This window comes from Patiriisocius sp. (assembly GCF_051252435.1).
Classification (GTDB): Bacteria; Bacteroidota; Bacteroidia; order Flavobacteriales; family Flavobacteriaceae; genus Patiriisocius.
In genome coordinates this window covers 67318-85960 of sequence record NZ_JBPOFW010000002.1, presented here as the reverse complement: position 1 = coordinate 85960, position 18643 = coordinate 67318, and the positions used below count along the sequence as shown (strand labels likewise).

Genomic DNA, 18643 nt, shown 5'->3' with positions numbered 1-18643 from the left:
TTCCTATAATTTATGAGTGATATTATTGCTGCTACTGACGATTTTATACTAAATCTTTTTAAAGAAAAGCTTCCTAAGACTTTTGTTTATCACAACTATACACACTCAAAACGAGTTTATAAAAGTATAAATCAAATTGTCGAAGATTCACAAATTAATGTTAAAGATGCCACCATACTTAAGTTGGCTGCATTACTACATGACACGGGCTATACAGAGACTCGAGAAAATCATGAAAAAGTGGGTGTTAAAATTGCAACCCGATTTTTAAAATCTCAAAACGTAGAACAAGATATCATTGATGGTGTTACAAAATGCATCCTCGCCACTAAATTTGATGTTGACCCTAAGGATGAAATGGAAGAGATGATAAAGGATGCAGATTCTAGTCATTTTGGTAAAGATTATTTTGATGAAGCTAGTGAGTTTCTTAGGCAAGAATACATAGCGCAAGACATTAAGGAATATACCCCCGTTGAATGGCGCGAAGAGAACATAAAAGTGCTGGTCAAAAAACACCAATTTTATAGTGAATATGCCATGAAAAACTGGCAACCACAAAAAGAAAAAAATCTTGCCAGCTTGATTAAATCCAAGAAAAAGCTAAAGAAAACACGCAAGAAAGAAGAAATGAAGGCCAAGCTCAAAGCCAAATACAAAGATGCGAGCCCAGAGCGAGGCATCCAGAGTTTTTACCGCGTGGCACTTAGAAATCACATAAAGTTGAGTGACATTGCAGATACAAAAGCAAACATCTTACTTTCGGTGAATGCGATTATCATTTCGTTGGTGTTATCAAATTTGCTTTCAAAGTTGGATTCAAATGATTTCCTTGTAATCCCTACGGCCATATTTGTTTTGTCAAGTGCGACGACGATGATTTTGTCTGTAATCGCTACTCGACCCAATGTAACTCGCGGTGAGTTTACAAAAGAAGATGTGGAGAATAAAAGTGTGAATTTAACGTTCTTCGGAAATTTCCATAAAATGGAACTTTCACAGTTTCAATGGGCGATGGAAGAATTGTTGAAAGATAGAGATTACATCTATTCTTCATTGACAAAAGATTTATATTTCCTCGGAAAAGTTTTGGACCGAAAATACCGAATCTTAAGAACTACCTATACCATTTTCGTTATTGGTACTATTGTATCCATTATTGCTTTTGGTATTTCATTCTACATTTCTGGACACCCCATAGAAGTTCCCACGATTGAAGTGAATTAATGGGAGTGATTTTTGGCATTTTCTTATTAATTACTTTTGTTTTTTAAATTAATCTTTGGTGCAAATTATTTTGAAATGAGGACTGAATTAGCGAATAGAAAAATTAAAATGTCATTCTTTTTTATTTGGATAATACCTGAAATTATAAAATTTAAAGAACTTATCCGATTTGAAAAAGATGAAAAAGGAAAGTCCAATTATATCCGCATATATAATTGGACTATTTATCCTTTAATAATTTCTTTAATTTCTGCATTAATGAGCTCATTCCTTTTTTGTCAACTCTGAAGTAGTTTTTAATCAAAAGAAATACTACCTATTAAAACGGATATCCAATAGCAAAATTCAACACCGGCTTATCCAACTGAAATTCAAAACGTTCTCCTTCGGGAAGTGATGGGTCGTGAAATGGTGCTGCTAAATCCAGCCTGATTACAAATCCTTGCACATCCACACGAACACCAAACCCTGCTCCCATTCCTAATTCATTTATAAAATCGCCCGAAAAAGTATCGTTGGGAATGTCTGGATTGTCAACAGAATTCCAAACATTACCAGCGTCTGCAAATACGGCACCTTTTACATAGCCAAAAATAGGAAAGCGGTATTCTGCATTTGCTTCCAATCGTATATTACCAGATTGGTCAAAAAAAGTGTCGCTGCCATCAATGTCTCCGTCAAAAGTTCCAGGACCCAAAGACCTAATATTAAAAGCACGTACGCTATAGGGACCTCCTGAATAGTATTGTTTTATGAAAGGCAATACGGTACTATTTCCATAGGCGTATCCATATCCAGCAAAAAGACGTGTTGCTATTTTTTGGTCTTTCCCAAAATTAAAATGATACCGCACATCCATATCGGCTTTTGCGTATTGGGCATACTCGGTACCTAGAAATGTTTTCGGTGCGTCTGGAGTTTTCTCTTTTCCGAAGAGAGAAATCGTGTTTCCTGCAGTATCAAATGTTGCATTTAAATAAAATTGGTTTGTCTTACCCGTATCCACCATTCCGTTGTAAGTAAAAGAATACGTCAATCCCGAAATAAATTGCTGTTCAAAACTACGTCGTAAAAAAGTGTTTTGGTCGAGTATCATCTGGAATTGATCCGTCGTATTGGAAAGTCTAGTATAATTAACCGAAATAGGATTGATCTGGTGCGTCACATATCTATTGGCATCCCAAACATACCCAAAGGTAGCCGTCCCGGAAAGCAATGTGTATAATTGGCTTCGGCTTAAATATTCTAGTGAAATGCCTGTTTTGGTTTTCGGGATGTTGTATTCAAAAAAATCTGTGTTTATTTTCAGCGGAAATATAACCCTCGGAAAAAACAATTCTGTTCCCAACCCCAATTTGATACTCGTCAATCCACTCTGATCACCACCCGAAACTTGTACTTCATAACCACCCGAAGCCGAAATATTGAGGATTTCTCCTCCTTTAAAGAGATTTCGGTTGGTATAAGTAAGTCCCAAAGCTGGCCCTGCAAAATTGTTTGATTTTGTAACCGCTTGCAATTCTGCCCTAATAGCACGTTTGTTCAAAGGAGATAAATAAATGCTGGCTTCTAGCTTACCAATGCTATCTTCGCCAACTTCTCCAACTTCTTTATATTGAATATTTACAAATTTATACGAACCAATTGTGGACAATCTTCTAGCAGTATTCTTTGAAGCTACAGGGTCGTACAAGGAGTTTGCTTCAATCTTTATAAACGGGTCGAGATGTTTTGGTTTAAAAAATAAATCTTCGCTTATATAGTTTTTATTATTGAATTGAACAGTGTCCAATTGCAAGCTATCTCGCTTTAAATCATAATTTGTGTACACATTTACTTTAGTTACTTTATAGGGAACTATCGCTTTTTTTGGCACGTCTTTTTTTAGCGTTAAAAACAAATCAAAACGTTTGTTCTTATATTGATTGGTATCTGCTTCAAAAATTAAAAATCCTGGATTGAAGTTATAATATCCTCGTTTCTTCAAGTCACTATCAATACGCTCTCTTTCCAATTTCATATTTGAGAGATCAAACCGCATTCCTTTTTCAAGTTTGCTCGTGCTTACAATTTGTTTAATTTCCGAAGACAATGGAGAAGGAAGCGAGTCTATTTGATAAGTTTCCATTGTATAAGGCTCCTTAACGGTAACCGCATATTCCACGGATGATTTTTTATTTTCTTCGTCATCTAAAAATTGAGATGCCGTGCGACTATAGAAAAATCCGCGGTTGTTCAATCTGTTTTGCAGTAATTCTTCAATTTCATATTTCTCAACATCGCTTTTGTAAATAGGCTCTTCTCCAAATTGCTTATACATAAACCTATTGAAAAATCCCGGTGTAGAATCTTGTACTTTATAGTAATAATAAAGCCCTGGGTATCCTCCAAAAAGTTTTCCATTTGCTTCCGGCAGCAAAACATTTTCTAGTGCAGCTTTTAATTGGGGTTTATTTTCTATGGGAATAGAATCATTTTCATTGTTAACCGTTACCTCGTAGCCATCAAAAAGCAACTCGTCCTCGGGTATATATTTCTGAACACTACATGCTTGCAACAGTACAAAGACCGAAGTAAAAAGTACACTCTTAGATATGGATTTAAATTGTATCAATGCTTATTGTTTGATTTTTTATTGTTTTCTGGTGCGGGCGTTTCTTTAATTCTGTCACCCGATTCCTTTTTTAAACTTTCTTCTACCTCATTTTCCTTCTCTTTTTGCTTTTTCGCTTCTTCTTTTTCAGATTGAGACCGTAACATCGCATCCCACAATTCACTAAATTGATTGAATTCTTGTGTAAAAATCAACGCAAGACCACTCACGATGGTTTGTCCGTCGATAACATTTTCGAATTCATTTCTTCGGAAACCTTTTAAAAGGTATCTCCCGTTTTCAGTTAATAAATATTCTAAACTTACGTTGCCCACCAATGGTGAAGTTTCCTCTGAAGAACCACTCCCTTCAATATCTACAGCACTTCCTACACGAACTATTAAACGGTCATTGAATAATTTTTTTTGCGCGGCGATGTCCAATTGAGTTCTCTGCTGCGCAGAGGTTCCTTGGTAATCTGTATAACTATCCAATCCAAAATCTAACTCCACGCCCGTATCTCCCAATAATTTATCACTAAACACATTGAGTTGGTCCGCAAGTGCATCGTTAATGTTATCTCTAGCTATACTCGCGACACCCCCTCTACTTCCATCACTTCCTGGCTCAGGGTAAAACCTATTGAGCACCAATAGTGAGAATATTTGTTTATTGAGTTCTGCTTCTTGACTATTGAGTTGTTGTACCCTTCCATACACTTGTCCTCCAATGGCACCTTGCTCATCTTCCTCCATATCCAGATTAAAATCAATCACCGGCGCGGTCAATTCACCATCAACATTTAAATAGACTTGAAATGGCAACACCTGTCTAAAACGTTGTTGCACACTTGGGTCTGACCCTGAAGTTACCGAAGCCATCAACGGCGATGCAGAAGCTTCTACTTCATACAAAGCCTTCACATCTAATTTTGCGTCAAAAGGATCTCCTGACCATGTTACTTTACTGCCCGATACAATTTTAAATTTTCGGTTGACCAAGTTATAAAGACTCATTTCATAATGACCTCCAGCAGCAGTATAAATGCCCGAAAGTGTCATATTTCCGTTGGGATTAATTCTGAAATCAAAATCACCATGGCCATACACTTGAAAATTATCACCCGTATTTTCATCAATGATGATATTCAACTTTGCATTTTTCCCCACTTTTATATTCGCCTTGATATCAAAACCTGAAAGGGTGGCTGTTTGCTCTTCATTTCGAGTTAAAATGGCGTCGGGATTTTCACGATTTACGAAGGTGACAACGCCTTCTCTGCTCTCAATGTTTGCGGCAGTGGCAGGCAAAATATACGTTACATCTGTATTTTCATTAATGGAAGCAGTTACATCAATTTTAGGGATTTGCAGGTCGCCTGTTACAGTCATATCTGCATTTACAGTCGCTTTTCCATAAACCAAATCATTGTCATCTTCCGTGGCATTTATCAATTGAAATTTATTAGCCTTTACCCTTAAATCAAAAGTCGGATTTAATAAACTTTCGGTTCCTATACCTCCATCCACAACAAATGTATTATTGTTTGCATCCCTAATCGTAAAAGAATCCATTTTCAATCCTTCATTGTTTATAGCGATGGATTCATTGACAAAACTGAAAGGCGCATTCAATTTTTTAATGGTCATTTCGGCATCTTTCAATGTAATTTTTCCATCATATTTAGGTTCAGCAAGTGTTCCTTCTAAATTAAAATTACCAGTCAAAATCCCACTGGCATCTGTAATTTCGCCTAAAGAAAACCCTTCAAAAGCCTTCATGTTTACTCTATTTAATGCGAGGTCGAGATTAAGTAATGCATCGTCTTGCGTGGCTTTATAATCTCCCGTCAAATCCAAATCCACTTCTCCACCTTTGATTGCAGCTTTAAAATCATACGCCGTGCCACCCAATGATTTAGCATCTACGGTCATTGTTCCCATGTCAACATCGAGCAAATTTAATTGTTCTATGGTGAGGTCTGCGACAATTCCTGTTGCGCCAAAGGGTTCCTCGAGTATAAAATCTCCCGATAATTTTCCTTTTGCAAACTTCTCTTCAGGATTTAAATAATTTAAAAATTCGCTAAGCTTAAAATTCTGAAAATTAACTGCAACGTGTTCTTTAGCGATGGATGGAACATCATCTTTAAATGAAACAGATTGCTGATTTCGGCTGAAATTAAAATCATTGAAATCCAACGAATATATTTCACCCACTTTGTTGAAAATTATCTCATTGCCCGCAGGTGTCTGCCAAGGTTTTTTCTGAATAATTAAACTATCTGGATTAATATGGAAACGTAAGCGGTCTCTGTTGCCGGTAATTTCAGACTTAATTTTTATTAATGTGGAATCTTTTTGAAATGCGATAAAATCTAAATCCAATTCATTGTTGATTTGCTTTCCTCGAATCACAGTGCGCTGAATATCAATAGGGCCAGCTTCAATATTTTTAAAACCGAAATCAAACGCAAATTTATCCTCATCGGTATCCATTTTAAAGGCAAGACTGTCCACTTTATTTCCGCCATAATTGATTAGCGGAGCAGTGATTTCAGCATTTAATTTTCTGCGGTTTTCATCAAAATCCATCGCGATTTTAATGGTATCGAGCTCTTGGATATTCACTAAAAACACTTCATTTAACAAAGGAGCATCGCTTATGGTTCCTCGCGCCTTTAATTTTACAGGATTTTTAAGCGTGTCTTTTTGCACGGCATCTCTATAAAAATAACTAAAAATGTGTTCCTGCAGCGAATTTGAAAACGTGACCGGGTCTGTGTTGGATTCCAATTCAAAATCCAAAATTCTGTTTTTTACAGAAAATGCAGTGGAATCCTTTCTCACTCTAGCTTTAGCGTTCAAATCGCCAATAAGGTATGTCTTGTTATCGTATACCACACGTCCGTTTTCCAACAATGCCGACGCATCATAACGCTCCATATTTCCGTTAAAACTAGCGGTTAAAATGAGTCCCGTACGCACATCTCTTTGCATTAATCCAAGCGCTTGTAAATCTGCACCAATGAGGTTTAGTTTTAAATCTGCCTGTGTTGCAATAGAATCTAAAACCACCACAGCTTCCAAGTCTGCGTTAATGTTTGTGTCTTTATATTTTGATGTTATTGAGCCCGTTCCATCTTTGAAATTCCCATTGAGATTTAAGTCTTTAATTTCATAACCATTATAGGCAAATGAACGTACCGTTGCATCTACTTTAGCATCCAAATCATTGATGGTATTTCCTTCGCCGGTTGCTTTGATATTCAAACTTAAATCACCCAATTGCTCATTTTGCAACAAAGCTCCCATGGCATAATTATCAATCGTGGCAGTACCATCAAAGGCGATGCGCCCGTCGTTTCTAAAAGTTCCTTCAACCTTTGCCACGCCCTGTGTAGTGGTCAATGTGGCATCTGCAAACATGTTTGTTGGTGACCCATTTATGGCTGCAATAAGTTCGAGATCCTGCGGTAATGAAACGCCCAATTCCTGCTCGTTTACAAATTTCAAAATATCATTTTTGGACGTATTTGCTTTTATCTTCGGAAATTTGAATTCCATTTTATCTACGTCTGTCGGATTGCTAATACTTCCGTTGGCAGAGATTTTAGTGTCTTTTCCCCAGTTGAAATTTGCATTAGGGATGGAAACATTTGAAAGATATCCTGATGCAGTTACGTTTCCGAAGAGCCTCTTTTCACTTAGAATTTGCAAATATTGATTTTCTTTTAATTGTGGCTGAAATTTAAAAACCTCTGCCAAATCAAATTGAAAATCAGAAATTTTTACATCAATTTTAGACTTATCTGGCGCCGAAATTAATTGTGATAAAGAGGGATACTCCATGGATACGCGCCCATTGAGACTGTTGTTATTGACAGCAACACCTAAATCTTTAATACTCAATTGACTATCTGTGACGTTGATAGCAACGCCCAGTTTTTTCAAGTTAAAACCAGAAAATTCTATGAAATTGACTTCATCAATATTAGCTGCGGCTTCTTTATTTTTAATAAAAATATTGTTCCCTTTAAAATTGAATGTGTTGAGTAAAATAGCGTCTGGATTGAAAACGCCCTCTTTTGGTTTCGCATCTCCCACCGAATATTGAATGGTGTTATTTTCTAAATCTATTTCATCAATATTGAAAGCGATTTCTGGCCATTCAAACGCTTTGATATCCTGTTTCGCTTTCTCAACAACTTCATTTGTTTTATCGGTAATTGCGTTGTTTACAGTTTCAGTGTTGATAATGATGCTTGAGTTCTTCAATTTAAATTCTGAAATATCAATTCGAGTTTCAACAAGGTTAGCCAATGGCATATCTAACGAAGCTTCGCCAATATCAAGTGTTGCGGCAATCCTGTCGCCGTACGATTTATAATCAACATACGTGTTTTCTAGCGTGAGGTTGTCAACGGCAAGAATGGGCATGGGAACTGGCTCCGCATTTGGGTCAATGGGCACGGGAGATTGGTAGTATTTGATGTTCGCATTTTTAAGAGCAATGTCGTTTGCCTTAAAAGTCATTGTTTCAAGATTGGTTTCATCCATCTCGAGTAAAAGTTCATCAAAAACAAAATGGCTTTCAATACCAAGTACGGCATCGTTAAAAACAACATCAATTGTTTTGAGATTGAAATTTCCGAGGATAATATTTAGAGGCTCTGTATTCTCATTTGAGGGTGCTGGAGTAGTTTCGGAAGTTGCAAATGCATCTTGCAAAAATTGGAAATTGTAGCCTTCGATTGTGTCTTTGCGAATAATATTTGCTCTTAGTTCTTCAATGTCAACAGCTTCGACACCAATACCGCTTCCTTGAATAATGGGCCATAATGGGATGTCTGCTTCCAGCGATTTTGCATAGATGAGCGTGTCGCCTTTTTTGTCCTCGAGATATAACCCTTTTAGTAAAATATCGCCATCAAATGTGATGTACAGTTTTTCAATAGCGACCTCTGTATTGGTTTTGTCTCTCACATATTTAACGGCTTTATCAACGATAATTCCTTGCCCCCATTCACTGCGAATGAACAAAACCAGTAGAAAAAGAAAAATAAGAATACCGAGCATCACTTTTGCAAAAATGCGCAGTGCTTTGTACCGCTTCTTTTTTTTAGGAATTGGTTTGTTTTCTTGTGTTTCTGAACTCAATTAGGGCTTCTTATATTAGTAAACACAAAACTATTTATTTTTGGGTTCTTAATAAGTTATAGAAATGATAAGGTTTTGTTTTTATGTACAACCATAATTAACTTTTGCATGTTAAATTACTTATCTGAGACATCTCTAAGTAAAATTGAGTCAATATCCTTTATATCGCTGCTATGCAAAACTGAAATATCACCCGTACTTTCAAAAACAACTGCTTGAACTTCTTCAAGTTTATGAACGTTTGCTTCTCTAAGTTTAGCCATCAAATCACTTACGCCCACATTACAACTCTTTAAATTTTCATAAAATATTTCACCATCCTTCATTAACAGTTGAGGTTTGTTTGTAAACATTTTCTTGAACCAATCATTTTTCCTTACTAAAAATGAAAATAATGTTTGAAATCCAATAATACTTGCTAAAGCGAGTGCTCCCTTGATAATACTTTGGTCTTTATTAATAATTGTTGACGCAAGTATAGAACCCACTGCAATTGTTGATGCAAAATCAAAACTTGACATCTTAGCCAACGTTCTCAACCCGAAAATCCTGATGATAAAAATAATTGCTGCGAAAATCCCTAGGACTGAAAGTATTGTTATCAATGCTGAATTAATATCCATAATGTAGTAATGTTATAAAATAAAAATCAACAACCAATGAAAGCTGATTGTTGATTTATGAAAGGTTAATAATTTAAGTTTATAATTTTGAATTAATTAGCTCTATTAGCTCAATGTTGCAATCAAGTCGTCGTAGGTATAATATTCTTTAGATTGCTCTTTTCCGCGGGAATACAGTATGGGAACTCTAATTGCTTTTAAACCTGTAACCCCTTGTAAATCCTCTAACTCCAAGATTTCAACTTCGGTACCTAATTGCTTTTTGGTTTGAAGAAATTGGATGTATTTTAAATATTCTTTTTCATCCTCTTTTTGAGAAAAAATGATTGCAATTTTACCTGCTTGCGTAATACGCTCATTGGTTCCTTTAATATTTGCTTTATCAACGCGTTTTTTGATTACTTCGTAACGAGCGTTATAGGTTCCATCTACATCAAAACGTTTTTCATCCATTCTAAAACGTAACGACAATGGAGTATTGAACACTAAAATCATTGAAGCAACATCTAATTGAACGGGTAATGTTTCTTTCAATTTATAATAGCTGTTTTCCATCTCACACATTACCTGCAATTGCCATAAACGCAAGTTGTAAAGATAGATTTTATTGAAACTGTTCTCCTTGGTTATCGACTCGCCAATGTAAATATTATGCTCTACACCATCGGTTTTAAAACGCTCAAAGTAATGCGGATACATTTGTTGTGCATCTCGTTGATTGCGGTCAAGGACTGTTGCCATTCGTTTATTAATTTGCATTACTGTTTCGTCATAGTTTTTTCTATGGTTGTACACAAATCCTGTATTGCTTTCTAAAAGTTCGTTGTATTCGGCAATCAACATTTTGAGACTTTCGCTTTTCTTTGAAAGATGTTTGAATAATGGAATTATTTCAGATTTCAGAAATTTCAGCACAGAACGTTCACTATCAACTTGAAAATTATCGCGAAGTTCTACTAAAAAGCTATCAATCCTAAAAGCCAACTGCTCATAAATGGGGAGTTTTTCTAATGCGTAAATTTGATTAACAATCTTTTCAACATGGCGCATCTGTAACTCTAAATCATTGCGTACGGCAGTATTTCGTGCTTCAGAAGAACCCTTGACATCAATTTGTCCAAATAAAGGATATACATCTTCAAAAACGGCTTCTCTAAATGTGGCATGGTTGCCCATCATCATAGCCTTTTTATAGCGTTTTGCTTCCTTCGTAAATTTCCAATGTACACTTTTGTGAATGGAAGTACACTCTTCTTGAATGATCAATTCTAATTCGTTATCGATACGTTCTCTTGCTTGGATAACATATTCTTCTAAAAATGGCATCATATCACGCAACTTGTTTGCATTGACAGAGTTTAGTGCATTTTTAGTAGGTGAAACCAATTCCATAATACCCAATAATTTGCCATCGTCAACAACAGGAGCAAATATGGCACTTTCCAATCCTTGATCTAATAATTTTCTATATAATGGGTTATCTGGGTATAGTGCATTGTACTTAGATGCACTTGAAATTGTATAAAATTCATTCTGTTTAAAGAGTTTGTAATACGACACTTGGCACAACGCATCTTCACTTACCAAAGACTTTTTCCCACAGAGAATAAAGCTACTCATGGTTGTATTTTGAACAATCTGCTCAAGGGTATTATCTTGGGGATTGTATTCAGAAAAACCTATCTTTAAATCTGGACAATTAAATATAGAGGCAAAAATGTTTTTGAAATTATCTTCATTCATTTCATTTTTTGCTTTGTCATTTATCAAACTAGCTTTAAAGTCTGAAATGTTGACGTCTGCCGTGGCATCGTACATATTGGCAATCACAAATCCTTTAAAAGTGTAACTTTCCACAGGGAATTTTTCTTTCCAAAGTGAAATTTTATCAAAATTATCAAGCAATTCCTCAAAATCATTTTGAGTGAACTCTGGAGCTTTTTTTGTTTTTACGATTTCTACAAAATCTGCATTGTAGAGCAATCTGTAACTTTTAATAATTCCGTTAGCCGCTGGAATTTGGAAATATAAAGGTCTTCTGAAATCTGCATGAAAACCATAATAGGCATTCATGATTATTACGCAACCCAAAATATAATACTCATTTTCTTCAAAATTGTTGAGTTCAACTTTGAAGCCCGGTCCCGCCGCTTTTATTATTTTCTGAAATCGTTCTGAAGACTTAAAGATAAAATCATTGTAAGGAAGGGTAGCAACCTTGATTTCGTTATTTTCCAAAATGGAAGAGAACATATCTTCCATAACCAAATCTATTTGGTCGTTATAATCTCCCAATTTTGATAGATCTGAAATACCCTCCGAAAGTTCGAGGTATTTTTCAGCGATTTCCAATACTGATGCCGCTCGTTGTTTCACGAGAATATTATCCGAAGAAAGTCTGCCTTTATATTGCTCAAAAACTTTCTTAAAACTTACTTCAACCTTAATAGGCGACTGTTGTTCTTCAATCTTCATTATCAATTCATTTAACTATTAAAAATATATAAAATTAAGGGATTGCCATACCATTTATATACAATTAACAAATATTTGATGTTTACATTATTTCAGAAAAAATATCATATTTTTGTTCAAAATTGAACATTATGAAATACCTATTATTTATCATTTCAGCAATCACACTTATTTCCTGCGGTGGTAATAGTGACACATACACGTTGAGCGGAACAGCTACCGGTATTGCCGACGATACTCCAGTGATGGTATATACCATTGAAGACAATCAAACAAAGATTCTCGATACACTAACTATTAAAGATGGTAAATTTTCGGGGCAATTTGCAAAAAGCGACACACCGACAGTAAACTATTTAATGGTTAACAATAGTAGTGTTTTGTTCTTTCCTGAAAGTGAAGATTTGACAGCAACCATTTATAAAGATAGTATTCAAGCGTCTATTGTTACTGGGAATGCGCAGAATGAGGCATATCAAAATTTTAAGAACAAACAGATTTCTTTTGCTAAAAAGACACAAAGAATTCAAACAGAATATCAAGCTGCAAGATCTGCAAATGACAATGAACAGATTGCAAAATTGCAACGTGAAAGTTTGGCCCTAAGAGATGAGCAAAATAATTTACAGTCCAATTTTGCGAAGGAAAACCCTAATTCTTTATTTGCCCTTATGCTAGTTTCTGAAATGTTAAACAAGAAAACAATAAACGCAATTGAAGCAGCAGATTTAATTGATAATTTTTCGCCTAAAATAGCCGCAACAGATATGGCTAAGGAAATTAAAGCCGTAGCAGCAAATATTAAAAATAGCGACGTTGGAGGGACAGCACCAGCATTTTCAGCAAAAACTCCCGATGGAAAAGAGTTAGCTTTAAAAGACGCCATGGGGAAATACACTATCATAGATTTTTGGGCATCATGGTGCAGACCCTGCCGTGCTGAAAATCCAAATGTGGTAAAAGTGTATGAGCAATATCATGACAAAGGATTAAATATTATTAGTGTTTCACTTGACAAAGCTGGGCAAGAAGAACGCTGGGTAAAGGCCATTGCAGACGACAATATGGATTGGTATCACGTTTCAAATTTAATGGCGTGGCAAGACCCAATTGCAAAAGATTACAGTGTGCGTTCTATTCCAGCAACATTTCTGCTAGATGAAAATGGTGTGATTATCGCTAAAAATTTAAGAGGTCCCGCACTAGGACAGAAAATAGCTTATTTGCTGGATTAATCCAACTATAAGAATATAAAATACAAAAAAACCATCTAATTTTTTTAGATGGTTTTTTTATTGTAGAGAACTGCTATTTACAACAGCTCAAAACTTATATTCACGCGAACTTTAATTTCCATTTCTCCAGGTGCGATGGTTTGTTGTCCACCAGCCATATCACCCTCCATTGCCATCGCTTTATACATAGGTTGCGGACTTGAATTTTGTTGAAACTCGCTAATTTGAATTGCCTTACCCACACTTTGTTGCAATACTCCCGCATAATCATTGGCTTTCATTTTAGCATTCATCACTGCTTTTTTACGAGCTTCCTGCTCTAAGTCGTTTTGTTTTGAAGAAGCAAAATTAACGCCGTCAATACGGTTTATGCCACTTTGCAATAATCCATTCATTACGCGCTCATAGTTATCCAAGCTCATTAATTTTATTGAGATGGCTTGATTTGCCGCATAATTATAGGTCTTAGAATTATACTCATAATTTTTACTCAATCGTATATAATCTGTTTGAATATTTTTGTCTTCGATTCCCAATTTCTTCAACATTGAAAAAACCTCATTGACGATTGCATCATTTTGTTGTTTTACAGTTTTTGCATCCTTGCCCGTAATTTCCACTCGAGCGTTGATAGTAACTTGGTCTGGAATTATTGAAACAATGCCTTCGCCCGTAACATCGACGGAGGGTTTTTGGTTTTGTTGTGCCATAACTAATGTGGTCGTTAGAATTAATAGTAGAGATGTGAAAATTTTCATAGTTGTTGTTTTTAGATTTTACCTAGTTTGTTGAGTACAAAGAGAAGAACGATGGGTACTGCCAATAACAAAACAATCCAAAGATCATTAGTAATTACTGAAGGCATAAAAACCAATGCCATCACATACCCGGCAATAGCTCCGCCAAAATGTGCATCATGACCTATATTCCCCGCCCTGCTTTTCATACCGTATATAGAATACAACAAATATGCCACACCAAAAAGCCAAGCAGGAATCGGTATTGGAACAAAGAACAAATACAAATTCATCGATGGCTCAAATAAAATGGCGGCATACAAAATTCCTGTCACGGCACCACTTGCTCCAATGGCACTATAATAAGGTTCATCTTTATGAAAATAAAATGAAAGCAAACTCCCCAACAATAAACTGGCTAAATAAATAGCTACAAATTTTACGGCACCCACATATACAACTACTATAGGCGCAAAGAAAAACAACGTAAGCATATTGAATAACAAATGGTTAAAATCGGCATGCAAAAACCCAGAAGTCGCCATCCTCAATTGTTCTCCTTTTTTAATCGCAGCAATATTAAATTTGTATTTGTCAAAAAAATATTGATCATTAAATCCCTTCATGGAAATGAGCACATTGGCGGCGATGATTACAAGTGTAGCAATATCTATGTTTGGCATATTCTGAAATTTTAATGAGATAAAAACGAATTGAAATAAATGAAAAAAAACCTTTAAACGTCCTTTATCTAGTTGCTCTAAAATTAAGTAGATTTGTAGAAAAATGCGCTATGCAAAGGCTTGTTTATTACATTTTATATCCATTTTTTTGGCTAACTTCCTTAGCACCCATGTGGTGGCTCTATTTTAAAAGTGATATTCTTTTCATCTTTATCTATCACATTATCGGCTACCGAAAAAAAGTAGTAAGAAATAATCTAAAATTAGTTTTCCCGGAGAAAAGCACTTCGGAAATTAACTACCTTTCAAAAAAATTCTTCGCACACTTTTGTGACATCATTGCCGAGACTATTAAAAGTATTACCATTTCAGAAGAAGAAATCAGAAAAAGATTTAACGTCACAAATATTGAACATTTAAAACCATTTTATGATGCCGATAAAAGCATTCTTTTAATGGCAGGACACTACGCAAATTGGGAATGGAGCGGAATTCTAAATCGTATGATGGAGCATCAAGCACACGCAGTTTACAAGCCATTACGCAGCAAACAAATGGATACCGTTGTTAAAAAAATTAGGGAGCGTTTTGGCGGTATCATTGTTTCGAACAAATTGGTCGTGCCCATGCTATACCGTAAAAAGAAAAAAAATATCAATACGTTGACTTATATTTTATCTGACCAAAGCCCGAAGGACGGCCACTACAAACACCGAGACACCTTTATGAATATTGATGTGCCAATGTTTACGGGTGCTGAAGATTTAGCTAAAAAACTCGACTTTGCCGTATTATACCTTCAAGTTGAAAAGGTAAAAAGGGGGTATTACAACGTTACATTTAAAACCATTGCTGAAGATGCAACGAAATTTGAAGATTATAAAATTACAAGGAAATTTTATGACCTTTTAGAAGCTCAAATAAAAGAAATGCCACATCTTTATTTATGGTCGCACCGAAGATGGAAATTACGAAATTAAAAATCAAACCAGTCTTCACACAACGCGCTTGAATTTTCTTTGGTCTCGTTTTGATGCGAGTATTTTTTTCCATCAAATTTATAATCCTTTTTCCATTCGCTTACGTTTTCGACCAAAGCAAGAATGCTGTCAATAACAAAATGCAATTCTTCGTTAGTTGTTGTAGGGTGAATGGAAACGCGAACCCAACCCGGTTTCATATCGCAGATACCTTTATTTACAGATTCAAGAATTTCAGAAGAGCGTTGTTGGTCTATTTCCAAAAGATAATGGCCATATGTACCTGCACAACTGCAACCTCCTCGCGACTGAATACCGAATCTATCATTTAATATTTTTACAGTTAAATCATGGTGTAATCCATCAATATTAAAAGAAAAAACACCCAATCTTTTCTTGACATGGGGCGCTAAAATTGAAATTCCAGCAACTCCACCTAATCTTTCAAAAAGAACATCCAGTAATTCTTCCTCCCGGGCTAAAATATTTTCGACACCCATTTCCTCTTTAAGCCTAATAGCCAATGACGTTCGAATTACCTGTAAAAAACCTGGAGTACCTCCATCTTCGCGTTCTTCAATATTTTCTAAATATTGGTGTGTTCCCCAAGGCGTAGTCCAAGCAACAGTACCTCCTCCTGGGCAGTCGGGCACCAAATTTTTATATAATTTTTTATTAAAGACCAACACTCCACTCGTTCCCGGTCCTCCTAAAAATTTATGTGGCGATAAGAAGACGGCATCCAGATAACTGTCTTCATCATTCTCTGGATGCATATCAATATGGATATAAGGGCCAGAGCAAGCAAAATCGACAAAGCACAGTCCGTTATTTTGGTGCATTATTTTTGCAACTTCGTGATAGGGAGTTTTTATTCCTGTAACATTTGAACAACTGGTGATTGACGCTATTTTATAAGGATGATCTTTATATTTGTCCATCAATATTTTAAACTCATTTATGCAAAACAATCCTTCTTGATTGCAAGGGATAACTTCTACTTTTGCAATGGTTTCTAGCCACGAAGTTTGATTACTGTGATGTTCCATGTGCGAAACAAAAACCACAGGTCTTAAATTATCTGGAACATTGGTAAACGCTCTCATACTCTCAGGAACTTTCAATCCTAAGATGCGTTGAAATTTATTCACAACACCAGTCATTCCAGTCCCCGTAGTAATCAACACATCGTTTTCACTAGCATTTATGTGTTTCTTAATTATTTTCCTCGCAGTATGGTATGCACGGGTCATTGTGGTGCCGCTGACGGTTGTTTCGGTATGAGTGTTTGCTACATAAGGCCCAAAAAGATGCAACATTTTTTCCTCTATTGGACGATATAATCTTCCGCTGGCAGTCCAATCAGTATAAATTATTTTCTTTTCCCCATAAGGTGAAACAAATGATTGATCAATACCTAGGATGTTGTTTCGGTATTTTTCAAAAAAAGTTTCGAGTGCTGTTTTGGTCTCTATGGCATCCATAATATATTGTTGTTGTTCAATTTCCGCAGTTATTGTAAATTTAGTTTAAGTTTACAATCCCGCTATTTCTTTGATTTCTTTAATGATTCTATCTGCCAATATATCTGCCTTTTCTTGTGATTGCGCCTCTGTGTAAATACGAATAATGGGCTCTGTATTTGATTTTCTTAAATGCACCCAAGTATCAGCAAAATCTATTTTTACTCCGTCAACGGTGTTGATTTCTTCGTTCGCATATTTTTTTTCCATTCCTTTTAAAATAGCGTCCACATCAATTGAAGGTGTCAATTCAATTTTCTTTTTACTCATAAAGTATGAGGTGTATAGCTTTCGAAGGCTGCTTACTGAAATTTTAATTTCGGCTAAATAACTCAAGAAAAGAGCAACTCCTACTAGACTATCTCTTCCGTAGTGTAATTCTGGATAAATAATACCACCGTTACCTTCCCCGCCAATAACTGCTTTCGTGTCCTTCATTGTTTGCACAACGTTTACTTCTCCCACAGCACTTGCGGTATATTTACCACCCAATTTTTCAGTGACATCTCTCAGAGCGCGTGACGAACTCATGTTTGAAACCGTATTTCCCTTTGTATTTTGAAGCACATAATCTGCCACGGCTACGAGCGTATATTCCTCGCCAAACATCTCCCCATTTTCATCCACAAAAGCAAGTCTGTCAACGTCTGGATCTACTACGATTCCAAAATCGGCTCGCTCATCCACGACCATTTTCATAAGATCACCCAAATGTTCTTTTAAAGGCTCTGGGTTGTGTGGAAACTCACCATTGGGAGTACAATACAACTTTACAGGTTGTACGCCCAATGCTTCCAATAATAGCGGAATCGCAATACCTCCCGTAGAATTTACGCCATCGACAACCACTTTAAAGTTCGCTTTCTCGATGGCTTTTTTGTTGACCAAATCCAATTGCAAAATTTCGTCTATATGTAAATCGATGTACGCATCGTTACGTGTTATTTTCCCCAAAACGTCAACTTCGGCAAACGTTATATTTGCTGCTTCTGCAATGTCCAAAATTTCTTGACCTGCAGCTGCGTTTAAAAATTCTCCTTTATTATTTAAAAGTTTGAGGGCATTCCATTGTTTTGGGTTGTGGCTCGCGGTCAAAATAATTCCTCCATCTGCGTGCTCCATCATTACCGCCATTTCAACGGTGGGTGTTGTTGATAAATCCAAATCAATCACATGGATGCCCATTCCCACGAGCGTATTCATAACAAGTTGTTGTACCATGGAGCCACTTATGCGTGCATCGCGCCCAACAACAATTCTATATTCATTTTTGTCTCGTTGCTGTTTTACCCAAGTCCCGTAAGCAGCAGCGTACATTACTGCATCAATGGGTGTTAAGTTATCTCCTTGTGCACCTCCAATGGTTCCTCTAATTCCTGAAATAGATTTTATTAATGTCATTAAATAT

At 36.0% G+C, this 18643-nt stretch carries 11 protein-coding genes; 3 read left to right on the top strand and 8 right to left on the bottom strand.

The features are described from left to right. Window positions 1-12 precede the first annotated feature (12 nt). Window positions 13-1227, top strand: coding sequence for a Pycsar system effector family protein (locus tag ACSHW7_RS05485; RefSeq protein ID WP_435678331.1), 1215 nt, complete (start codon window positions 13-15; stop codon window positions 1225-1227). A gap of 319 nt (window positions 1228-1546) precedes the next feature. Here ACSHW7_RS05485 and ACSHW7_RS05480 read toward each other — a convergent pair whose 3' ends face one another. The 4 genes from ACSHW7_RS05480 to ACSHW7_RS05465 form a co-directional block, all read right to left on the bottom strand. Further along, window positions 1547-3838, bottom strand: a complete 2292-nt coding sequence (locus tag ACSHW7_RS05480; protein ID WP_435678704.1) for a BamA/TamA family outer membrane protein — start codon at window positions 3836-3838, stop codon at window positions 1547-1549. Then, complete coding sequence (locus ACSHW7_RS05475; protein ID WP_435678330.1) at window positions 3838-8979, bottom strand: translocation/assembly module TamB domain-containing protein; 5142 nt, start codon at window positions 8977-8979, stop codon at window positions 3838-3840. Before ACSHW7_RS05475 ends, ACSHW7_RS05480 begins: the two co-directional genes overlap by 1 nt. 116 nt (window positions 8980-9095) lie before the next feature. Next, the gene (locus ACSHW7_RS05470) at window positions 9096-9602 is read right to left on the bottom strand and encodes a DUF421 domain-containing protein (RefSeq protein ID WP_435678329.1); all 507 of its coding nucleotides are present in this window, start codon (window positions 9600-9602) and stop codon (window positions 9096-9098) included. Between the two features lie 105 nt (window positions 9603-9707). Next, complete coding sequence (locus ACSHW7_RS05465) at window positions 9708-12077, bottom strand: GAF domain-containing protein (RefSeq protein ID WP_435678328.1); 2370 nt, start codon at window positions 12075-12077, stop codon at window positions 9708-9710. 131 nt (window positions 12078-12208) lie between these two features. Between ACSHW7_RS05465 and ACSHW7_RS05460 the strand changes: the two genes are divergently transcribed. Next, window positions 12209-13312: a redoxin domain-containing protein gene (locus ACSHW7_RS05460; RefSeq protein WP_435678327.1), complete on the top strand. Its 1104-nt coding sequence runs from the start codon at window positions 12209-12211 to the stop codon at window positions 13310-13312. A 77-nt stretch (window positions 13313-13389) separates the two neighbouring features. Here the strand turns inward: ACSHW7_RS05460 and ACSHW7_RS05455 are convergent, their stop codons facing one another. Next, the gene (locus ACSHW7_RS05455) at window positions 13390-14070 is read right to left on the bottom strand and encodes an SIMPL domain-containing protein (protein ID WP_435678326.1); all 681 of its coding nucleotides are present in this window, start codon (window positions 14068-14070) and stop codon (window positions 13390-13392) included. An 11-nt stretch (window positions 14071-14081) separates the two neighbouring features. Beyond that, complete coding sequence (locus ACSHW7_RS05450) at window positions 14082-14732, bottom strand: rhomboid family intramembrane serine protease (protein WP_435678325.1); 651 nt, start codon at window positions 14730-14732, stop codon at window positions 14082-14084. Between the two features lie 110 nt (window positions 14733-14842). Between ACSHW7_RS05450 and ACSHW7_RS05445 the strand changes: the two genes are divergently transcribed. Further along, window positions 14843-15712 (top strand): lysophospholipid acyltransferase family protein, encoded by an 870-nt coding sequence (locus tag ACSHW7_RS05445; RefSeq protein ID WP_435678324.1) that lies wholly within the window; start codon window positions 14843-14845, stop codon window positions 15710-15712. Here the strand turns inward: ACSHW7_RS05445 and ACSHW7_RS05440 are convergent. Together ACSHW7_RS05440 and glmM are read right to left on the bottom strand one after the other, a co-directional pair. Then, entirely contained in the window at window positions 15709-17196 is a 1488-nt protein-coding gene (locus ACSHW7_RS05440) for an aminotransferase class V-fold PLP-dependent enzyme (protein WP_435678323.1), read from the bottom strand. The genes ACSHW7_RS05445 and ACSHW7_RS05440 overlap by 4 nt on opposite strands. A 51-nt stretch (window positions 17197-17247) precedes the next feature. Continuing rightward, a complete protein-coding gene (glmM, locus tag ACSHW7_RS05435) occupies window positions 17248-18636 on the bottom strand; it encodes a phosphoglucosamine mutase (protein WP_435678322.1) in 1389 nt (462 codons plus the stop codon). Between the last annotated feature and the right edge of the window lie 7 nt (window positions 18637-18643).